Raw genomic sequence first — 9,506 nt, 5'->3', positions numbered from 1 at the left:
AAGGTGCTGACGGGTGCGCTGGCGAGCATTGACCCGAACACGCCGGACGGGCGGCTGATGCTTCAGGTGGTGGGCGCCATGGCGGAGTTTGAGCGCAGCTTGATCAAGGACCGGACTCGGGCGGGTCTGGACGCTGCTAGGGCTCAGGGGCGTACTGGTGGCCGTCCGGCGGTGATGGACGCTGACAAGCTCGCTGCGGCCCGTGCACGGCGCGCCAAGGGTGAGAGTGTCACGGCGGTCGCGAAGGTGCTGGGGGTGTCTCGGGCGACGCTGTACCGGGCGCTGAGCGACGACGTGTAGTCGACCGGATGAAGAGGCCGTCTGCCCGCTGGGGTGGGCGGCTTCATCGTGTGGTCCCGAGGTGGCTGGTGACGAAGTGACGGTTTGATGTGTGATCTAGATATCTCTAAAGAAACATATAGGGAAAACAGGATCAGCCACCAAATCATCACTCCGTCACGGACGGATTGCCGTGCGCAGCCCTCTTGGCCCTGTAGGGCGGAGCACATCGAAAGTTCCCGGCGCACGCCCGCTGGCGATCCCGGCCCAAGCTCGACGTGCGCGCGCTAGGTGTGACGCCGTTTTCGGCCCCTATCTGTCGCTGGCCTGTGGAAAAGCGCTCAGGTAGGGGCGAGAACGATGCACTTAAGGGGTGGGGAGTGCCCCCTTAACGCAGAGGTCAGGGACCGGAACGTAATGGCAGTCCCGTTCACTTACGGGTTTCAAGGTTCCGAGCCTCTGCCCGGTCCCACAGTTCCTCGCTGTGCTCCGCGAACCGGTCGAACATGCCCCCGCTGCCATGGCGGCGCAGGTGTAGGAGCGGAGAGTCGTGCCCCACGAGACGCGCAAGATGCGGCGTCACCAGGGCGTCACTGTCGAACCGGAAGACGGACAGGCCCACATGGTTGATGGCGTCCAGAGGGGCCGAGAAGCGCGTTTCCACGCCTTCCAGAGGTCCGAGGCGGTCAAGGTGTTCCAGGGTGATCCTGATCCGTGTGGAGACGGACAAGGCAACGTCCTCGATCGTCTCCCGCTGAAGGGTCACCTCTCCGTCCGGATCTCCCACGAGGAACCGCACGCGGCACCCGGACTCGGCTTTGCGCCGGATCGTGTCGGCGAAGTGGGGCACCTGAGTCCAGAAGAAGTAGTTCGTGTAGCCCGCGAGGAAGAGCTCCGCGCTCGCTGACTCGACAAGCTCAGTCCAGACCGTTGACGGGCATGCGGACCTATAGGGGTAGCTATGGACTAGTTCACGGTCGGTTCCGGTCTTCACGCGCTCCTGTACAGCCTTTGGCCACAACATCTCTTCGTCCACTCCAAGCGCCCGACAGGCGTCCGCCCGATTCCTTGCGTGTGGTGTCAGATCAGGGTTGCTCAGCCATCGTTCCACCTGTTTCGCAGATACCCCCACCCGGTACGCAAGCTGGCGGGGGGACAAGCCCGCGTCGTCCATGGCGGACTGAAGAGCAGCGTTCAAGTCAACCCCTCCGCTTTGACCTTTTGGACTTTCTTTGACCCTAGCGCCCAACGTCCCAACTGTCCCCAGTGCGGGGTGAGATGCGTCCTCAAGGGTGGGTCACGATCCCGCTATGACCGAACCCACGCGATACAGCACGTCACCGGTTGATCTGCCGTTGCGCCTGGAGCCGGAACCGATGCCGGTTGAGGGGTGCCCCGGCTGCACGGAGCTTGCCGCCGTACGGGACCGTGCCCGTGCTGGGGGCGACATGACGACGGTCTCTGACTGCAACGTCCTGCTGCGCCGACACCCGGAGGGGCACCGGTGACCCCCCGCGACGGCGGAAGCGCCCCGGTGGACGATGGATGGCCGTTACTGACCCTGCGGGTGTCTCGGGACTCCGGGCGCACGTGGGGCGCTCAGAGGGTCGTGCGCAGCGCTGAGGACCTGACTCCGATGTTGTCCTCCGCGTGGCCGCTCTGCCAGTGCCCGAAGTGCGGCAAGCGCCCGTAGCGGCCATCAAGCGGCCCCGTCCGGCGACGGCGAGTACCACTGTCGGGCGGGGCTTCCTGCTGTACAGGGGCCTGTACGTACCCTGAGAGCTGAGAGCCCACCTGCGACGAAAGCGGCCCAGCAATGCGCGTGTATGTCCCCCTAACCCTCTCCGGACTCTCTGAGGCGTACCGGTCCGGTGAGCTAGGACCCGCCCCGCTTACTGCCTACGCGGTCACGCCCGCACTGCGAGAGTGGTTGACATACTCCGACGACATCGAGGAACTGGAGTACGCGGCGCTCAGCCGGGCCGCCGCCGCGTCCCTGCGCCTGCTGGCCGGTGAGCCGGACGCGCCGCGCCGCCGGGTGGTGGTGGCCGTGGACGTTCCCGACCGGGCGGCGACGGCCGACCCCGACACGGGCCTGGACGCCTCGACGCTCGGCGAGGTGCGGGTCCTGGGCCCGGTGCCCCTGGCCGAGGCCGCCGCGGTGCACGTGGACGCCGATGACGCCGAGCCCGATGTGGATGCCGCCGCCGCCGCGTTGGGCGCCGCCGACCACGGTGACGACGACGCACAGTTCACGGTGGACGGTGCGGAGGACCACGAGCTCCTGTGGTTCGGGGTCCAGGAGGTCCCCAACCTCATCTGACCGGGCAGCCCTCCTCGGTCGAGGGGTACCCGGCGCGGACGGGTACCGTCTGGGGATGGGGAAGGACCTGGACAAGCGCACCCCGCACCTGGTGTGGGACTGGAACGGGACACTGCTGCACGACATCGAGGCGGTCGTCGAAGCGACGAACGCCTCCTTCGCCGAGCTCGGTCTGGAGCCGATCACGCTCGCCCGCTACCGGGACTTGTACTGCGTTCCGGTGCCGCGCTTCTACGAGCGGCTGATGGGCCGCCTGCCCACTGACGCCGAGTGGGAGGTGATGGACGAGGCCTTCCACCGCCACTACTGGGCCCGAGCCGCTCAGGTCGGGCTCACACCGGGAGCTCGGGAGCTGTTGGCCGATTGGCAGGCCGCCGGGATGACGCAGTCCTTGCTGTCCCTGGCACCCCATGAACACCTGGTCCCGCTGGTGCGCACGCACGGCATCGAGGCCCACTTCATCCGGGTGGACGGGCGTCTGGGGCCCTCCCACACCGGTAAGTCCGACCATCTGGTGAGACACCTGAGGGCGCTGGAGGGTGTTCTGCCCACCCGGACGGTGGTGCTCGGTGACGCCGTGGACGATGCGGTGGCCGCCGCGAGCGCCGGGGCGAAAGCGGTGCTCTACACCGGGGGCTCACACAGCCGGGCCAGCCTTGAGGCGGCCGGTGTGCCCGTCGTCGATTCCCTGGAGGAGGCGGTGCGCACCGCCGAAGAGCTTCTCGGGTGAGGGGCCCCGTAGGCGGCTGACCGCCGCGGTCAGCCCAGCGGCGCCTTGGAGCGCAGGACGGTCATGAACTCCCTCATCCACGCCGAGTGGTCGGGCCAGGCGCGGGCGGAGACCAAGGTGCCGTCCACGACGGCTTCAGAGTCCTCGAACCGCGCTCCGGCAGCCCGCATGTCGAGCTCCAAGGCGGGGTAGGCGGTCACTCGGCGCCCGTCGAGCACGCCGGCGGCGGCGGTCATCAGCGGGCCGTGGCAGATCTGGGCGACGGGCCGGTCCGAACTGGTGAAGGCACTGATGATCCTTCTCAGGTCCGGATCGTTGCGCAGGTACTCGGGGGCTCGGCCGCCGGGGATGACGAGGGCCACGTACTGGTCGGGATCGACCTCGGAGAAGGCCAGGTCGGAGGGCCAGGTGTAGCCGGGCTTCTCGGTGTACGTGTCGAAGCCGTCCTCGAAGTCGTGGACGACGAACCGCAGCTTCTTGCGGGACGGGGCGGCGATGTGGACCTCGTAGCCCTCTTCGCGTAGCCGCTGGTAGGGGTAGAGGACCTCAAGGGCCTCCCCGGCGTCGCCGGTCACGATCAGGATCCTCGCTGCCATGGCTGCTCCTGGACGGCTGGTCGATGACCCTGGTGCGGACCCACCAGGGCCCCGCCCACCCTGCCCATTCCGGGTGAGTCTGCCAAGAGGGCGCGCGTCGCTGTCCAGAGTGTCAAAGTTCGGCCCGGTGTTTTGTACACATGCAGCCCATGACGAGAGGTGGGGGTAGGGCGATAGCCTTGTCCCGTGATCAGCGCGATATGCCGCGGGGGCAGTGGAGCCCCCCGGCCCCTCTCAGCCATGGCTGAGGGACCCCGCCCGGCGCACGGATACCGTGCCCGGGCCTTCGCCGATTTCCCTGCCGGGGTCTCCCCGCTCGCTGCGGCCGAATCCGCCCCGGCTGTTTCCCGCCACGACTCGGCGTCGAGCCCGACCGCGCAGTATTGGTCGCGGCGCCCCGTCATCTTTCTTCACCTACGTCACGCAACGGCGCGCGACAGGAGCCAGAGGACATGCAGACCAAGCTGGACGAAGCAAAGGCCGAGTTGCTCGCACGGGCGGCCCGGGTAGCTGAGAACAGCCCGGCCGGGGGGCTACTTCCGACTGGGTCCGGAGACAAGCGCGGGGAGGGGCCCGATCGGGACACCGTGCTTTCCTACCTCCAGCGCTACTACCTGCACACCGCTCCGGAGGACCTCACCGACCGCGATCCCGTGGACGTGTTCGGTGCGGCGCTCTCGCACTACCGGCTGGCCGAGAACCGCCCCCAGGGCAAGGCGAGCGTGCGCGTGCACACCCCCACCGTCGAGGAGAACGGCTGGACCTCCAGCCATTCCGTGGTGGAGGTCGTCACGGACGACATGCCCTTCCTGGTCGATTCCGTCACCAACGAGCTCTCCCGCCAGGGCCGGGGCATCCACGTGGTGATCCACCCCCAGGTCGTGGTGCGCCGTGACGTCACCGGCAAGCTGATCGAGATCCTCGGCGCCGACTGCGGCCACTCCTCACCCGAGCGCCACGTCGCGCCGAACGGCACCACCGCCCAGAGCCTGCCGGCCGAGCGTCCCCACGACGCGCTGGTCGAGTCGTGGATCCATGTGGAGATCGACCGGGAGACCGACCGCGCTGACCTCAAGCAGATCACCGCCGATCTGGAACGCGTCCTGTCCGACGCCCGCGAGGCCGTGGAGGACTGGGGCAAGATGCGGGCCGCGGCGAACCGGATCGCCGACGAGCTCCCTGACGAGCCCACCGCTGCCGACCTGCGTGAACACGAGCTGGACGAGGCTCGTGAACTGCTGCGTTGGTTGGCCGACGACCACTTCACCTTCCTCGGTTACCGGGAGTACAACCTGGTCGACGGGGATGCGCTGAGCGCCATTCCGGGCACCGGCCTGGGGATCTTGCGCTCCGACCCGCACCACAGCGGCAAGGAGGACGGCCACCCCGTCTCCCCGTCCTTCAACCGGCTGCCCGCCGACGCCCGGGCCAAGGCCCGTGAGCACCGCCTGCTGGTGCTCACCAAGGCCAACAGCCGCTCCACCGTGCACCGCCCCAGCTACCTCGACTACGTCGGCGTGAAGAAGTTCGACGCCGAGGGCAACGTGATCGGCGAGCGCCGCTTCCTCGGCCTGTTCTCCTCCGCCGCCTACACCGAGTCGGTGCGGCGCGTCCCGGTCATCCGCCGCAAGGTCGCCGAGGTCCTGGACGGCGCCGGCTTCTCCCCGCACAGCCACGACGGCCGCGACCTGCTCCAGATCCTGGAGACCTACCCGCGCGACGAACTGTTCCAGACCCCCGTCGAACAGCTGCGTTCCATCGTGACCAGCGTGCTCTACCTCCAAGAGCGCCGCCGGCTGCGCCTGTACCTGCGCCAGGACGAGTACGGCCGCTACTACTCGGCCCTCGTCTACCTGCCCCGGGACCGCTACACCACCGGCGTCCGGCTGCGCCTGATCGACATCCTCAAGGAGGAGCTCGGCGGCATCAGCGTGGACTTCACCGCCTGGAACACCGAGTCGATCCTCTCCCGCCTCCACTTCGTCGTCCGTGTCCCGCAGGGCACCGAACTGCCGGACCTCACCGAGACCGACGTCGAGCGCATCGAGGCCCGGCTGGTGGACGCGGCCCGGTCCTGGGCCGACGGCTTCCAGGAGGCGCTGACGGCCGAGCTCGGCGAGGAACGCGCCGCGGAGCTGCTGCGCCGCTACGGCTCGGCCTTCCCCGAGGGCTACAAGGCGGACCACACTCCACGGGCCGCCGTCGCCGACCTGGTCCATGTGGAACGCCTGGCGGCCTCCGGCCGCGATTTCGCGCTCTCGCTGTACGAGCCGGTCGGCGCCGGACCCGGCGAGCGCCGTTTCAAGATCTACCGCTCGGGTGAGCAGGTCTCGCTGTCCGCGGTCCTGCCGGTCCTCCAGCGGCTCGGTGTGGAGGTCGTCGACGAGCGCCCCTACGAGTTGCGCTGCGCGGACCGCACCAGCGCCTGGGTGTACGACTTCGGACTGCGCATGCCCACCGGCGGCAACGGCGACTACCGAGGTGACGATGCCCGCGAGCGGTTCCAGGACGCCTTCGCGGCGGTCTGGACGGGCGAGGCGGAGAACGACAACTTCAACACCCTGGTGCTGGGAGCCGGACTGACCTGGCGCCAGGCCATGGTGCTGCGCGCCTACGCCAAGTACCTGCGCCAGGCCCGCTCCACCTTCAGCCAGGACTACATGGAGGACACCCTCCGCAACAACGTCCACACCACCCGCCTGCTGGTCTCCCTCTTCGAGGCCCGGATGTCCCCCGGCCGCCAGGCCGCCGGCACCGAGCTGATCGACGCGATGATGGAGGAGCTCGACGGCGCGCTGGACCAGGTCGCCTCGCTCGACGAGGACCGCATCCTGCGTTCCTTCCTGACCCTGATCAAGGCCACGCTGCGGACCAACTTCTTCCAGAACGACGAGGCGGGCGAACCGCATACGTACGTGTCGATGAAGTTCGACCCGCAGGCCATCCCCGATCTGCCGGCACCCCGCCCGGCCTACGAGATCTGGGTGTACTCGCCGCGGGTGGAGGGCGTCCACCTGCGCTTCGGCAAGGTCGCCCGTGGCGGTCTGCGCTGGTCCGACCGGCGCGAGGACTTCCGCACCGAGATCCTCGGCCTGGTCAAGGCACAGATGGTGAAGAACACCGTCATCGTGCCGGTCGGCGCCAAGGGCGGCTTCGTCGCGAAGAACCTCCCCGACCCGGCGGTGGATCGCGACGCCTGGCTGGCCGAGGGCATCGCCGCCTACAAGACCTTCATCTCGGCGCTCCTCGACATCACCGACAACATGGTCGGCGGCGAGGTCGTACCCCCGAAGGACGTGGTGCGCCACGACGAGGAGGACACCTACCTGGTCGTCGCCGCGGACAAGGGCACCGCGACCTTCTCCGACATCGCCAACCAGGTCGCCGAGGCCTACGGTTTCTGGCTGGGCGACGCCTTCGCCTCCGGCGGTTCGGCCGGCTACGACCACAAGGGCATGGGCATCACGGCCCGCGGTGCCTGGGAGTCGGTCAAGCGGCACTTCCGCGAGCTCGGCCACAACACCCAGACCGAGGACTTCACGGTCGTCGGCGTCGGCGACATGTCCGGTGACGTGTTCGGCAACGGCATGCTGCTCTCCGAGCACATCCGGCTGGTCGCGGCCTTCGACCACCGACACATCTTCATCGACCCGCACCCGGACGCGGCCGTCTCCTACGCCGAGCGTCGCCGGTTGTTCGAATTGCCGCGTTCCTCGTGGGCGGAGTACGACAGCACGCTGCTGTCCGCGGGCGGCGGCATCCACCCGCGTTCGGCGAAGGCCATCCCGATCAACGCGCAGGTGCGCGAGGCCCTCGGGATCGAACCGGGCGTCACCAAGATGACGCCGGCCGAGCTGATGCAGACCATCCTCAAGGCTCCGGTGGACCTGCTGTGGAACGGTGGCATCGGCACCTACGTCAAGGCCGCCAGCGAGTCCCACGCCGACGTCGGCGACAAGGCCAACGACGCCATCCGCGTCAACGGTGAGGACCTGCGGGTCAAGGTCGTCGGTGAAGGCGGCAACCTGGGGCTGACGCAGCTGGGTCGGATCGAGTTCGCGCACCGGGGGGCCGGCGGCGCAGGTGGCAAGGTCAACACCGACGCCATCGACAACAGCGCGGGCGTGGACACCTCCGACCACGAGGTGAACATCAAGATCCTGTTGAACGCGGTCGTCACCGACGGTGACATGACGGTGAAGCAGCGCAACAGGTTGCTTGCTGAGATGACGGACGAGGTCGGCGCTCTGGTGCTGCGCAACAACTACGCGCAGAACACGGCGTTGGCCAACGCCACCGCCCAGTCCGACAGCCTGTTGCACGCCCAGCAGCGCTTCATGCGCCGCCTGGAGCGGGGCGGGCAGCTCGACCGTGCGCTGGAATTCCTGCCCAACGACCGGCAGGTCCGCGAACTGCTGAACAACGGCAGGGGCCTGTCTCAGCCCGAGCTGTCGGTGCTGCTCGCCTATACCAAGATCACCACGGCTCACGAGCTCATCACCACCGAGCTGCCCGACGACCCGTACCTGCGCCGCCTGCTGCACGCCTACTTCCCGCAGGCATTGGGCGAGAAGTTCCCCGAGCAGATCGACGGACACGCACTGCGCCGCGAGATCGTCACCACGGTCCTGGTCAACGACACCGTCAACACCGGTGGCTCCACCTTCCTGCACCGACTGCGTGAGGAGAGCGGTGCCTCGGTGGAGGAGATCGTCCGGGCGCAGCTGTCGGCCCGCGAGATCTTCGGCCTGGCCGAGGTGTGGGACGCCGTCGAGAGCCTGGACAACCAGGTCGCGGCGGATGTCCAGACCCGGATCCGGCTGCACTCGCGTCGCCTGGTCGAACGCGGCACGCGGTGGCTGCTGAACAACCGTCCGCAGCCGCTCCAGTTGGCCGAGACCATCGGGTTCTTCCGCGAGCGCGTCACCCAGGTCTGGGCGGAACTGCCCAAGCTGGTGCGCGGAGCCGACCTGGAGTGGTACCAGCGGATCTTCGAGGAGCTCACCGAGAGCGGCGTGCCCGAGGAGCTCGCGGGCAAGGTCGCCGGTTTCTCCTCGGCCTTCCCCACCCTCGACATCGTCGCGATCGCCGACCGGCTGGGCAAGGACGCCCTCGACGTCGCCGAGGTGTACTACGACCTCGCGGACCGGCTGGACATCACCCAGCTGATGGACCGGATCATCGAGTTGCCGCGGTCCGACCGTTGGCAGTCCATGGCCCGCGCCTCCATCCGGGAGGACCTGTTCGCCGCGCACGCGGGCCTGACCGCGGACGTGCTCTCGGTGGGCAACGGTGCTTCCACCCCGGAGCAGCGCTTCAAGGCCTGGGAGGAACGGAACGCGGCCATCATCACGCGAGCCCGGACCACTCTGGAGGAGATCCACGGATCGGACGCCTTCGACCTGGCGAACCTCTCGGTGGCGATGCGCACCATGCGGACCCTGCTGCGCAGCCACAGCTGAACCGTTCGGTCGAGGGGGACCGGCCACGACCGGTCCCCCCGACCGTCGCAGACGGCACGGCACGGCGCCCGGACCACACGGTCCGGGCGCCGTGCCGTTGATGCCTGCGAGGGGGC

Annotated in this window: 7 protein-coding genes; 5 read left to right on the top strand and 2 right to left on the bottom strand. The window is 68.5% G+C overall.

All coding sequences use genetic code 11. From position 1 onward, the window contains the following. Window positions 1-300: recombinase family protein (locus ACFYMC_RS24465; RefSeq protein ID WP_388528869.1), on the top strand; the 300-nt coding region annotated here is incomplete at its 5' end. A 409-nt stretch (window positions 301-709) separates the two neighbouring features. On the opposite strand, the gene ACFYMC_RS24460 is transcribed toward ACFYMC_RS24465, so the two are convergent. Beyond that, on the bottom strand, window positions 710-1,303 hold the full coding sequence (locus ACFYMC_RS24460; protein WP_388528877.1) for an XRE family transcriptional regulator: 594 nt from the start codon (window positions 1,301-1,303) through the stop codon (window positions 710-712). A gap of 286 nt (window positions 1,304-1,589) precedes the next feature. Between ACFYMC_RS24460 and ACFYMC_RS24455 the strand changes: the two genes are divergently transcribed. The 3 genes from ACFYMC_RS24455 to ACFYMC_RS24445 all read left to right on the top strand — a co-directional run bounded on the left by ACFYMC_RS24455 (window position 1,590) and on the right by ACFYMC_RS24445 (window position 3,332). Continuing rightward, window positions 1,590-1,787 (top strand): hypothetical protein, encoded by a 198-nt coding sequence (locus ACFYMC_RS24455; protein ID WP_388528867.1) that lies wholly within the window; start codon window positions 1,590-1,592, stop codon window positions 1,785-1,787. Between the two features lie 308 nt (window positions 1,788-2,095). Next, window positions 2,096-2,602, top strand: a complete 507-nt coding sequence (locus ACFYMC_RS24450; RefSeq protein ID WP_388528865.1) for a DUF6912 family protein — start codon at window positions 2,096-2,098, stop codon at window positions 2,600-2,602. Window positions 2,603-2,657: 55 nt separating this feature from the next. Then, complete coding sequence (locus ACFYMC_RS24445; RefSeq protein WP_388528863.1) at window positions 2,658-3,332, top strand: HAD family hydrolase; 675 nt, start codon at window positions 2,658-2,660, stop codon at window positions 3,330-3,332. 29 nt (window positions 3,333-3,361) lie between these two features. On the opposite strand, the gene ACFYMC_RS24440 is transcribed toward ACFYMC_RS24445, so the two are convergent. Then, window positions 3,362-3,928, bottom strand: coding sequence for a DJ-1/PfpI family protein (locus ACFYMC_RS24440; RefSeq protein ID WP_388528861.1), 567 nt, complete (start codon window positions 3,926-3,928; stop codon window positions 3,362-3,364). A 452-nt stretch (window positions 3,929-4,380) separates the two neighbouring features. Here ACFYMC_RS24440 and ACFYMC_RS24435 point away from each other — a divergent pair, with 452 nt between their 5' ends. After that, a complete protein-coding gene (locus tag ACFYMC_RS24435; protein WP_388528860.1) occupies window positions 4,381-9,390 on the top strand; it encodes an NAD-glutamate dehydrogenase in 5,010 nt (1,669 codons plus the stop codon). The last annotated feature ends 116 nt before the right edge of the window (window positions 9,391-9,506 follow it).

Origin of the sequence: Streptomyces sp. NPDC006879, from assembly GCF_042869595.1 — a bacterium.
In the GTDB taxonomy this organism is placed as follows: Bacteria; Actinomycetota; Actinomycetes; order Streptomycetales; family Streptomycetaceae; genus Streptomyces.
Note: the sequence above shows the minus strand (reverse complement) of the source record. Positions and strands in the feature narration are given on the sequence as shown.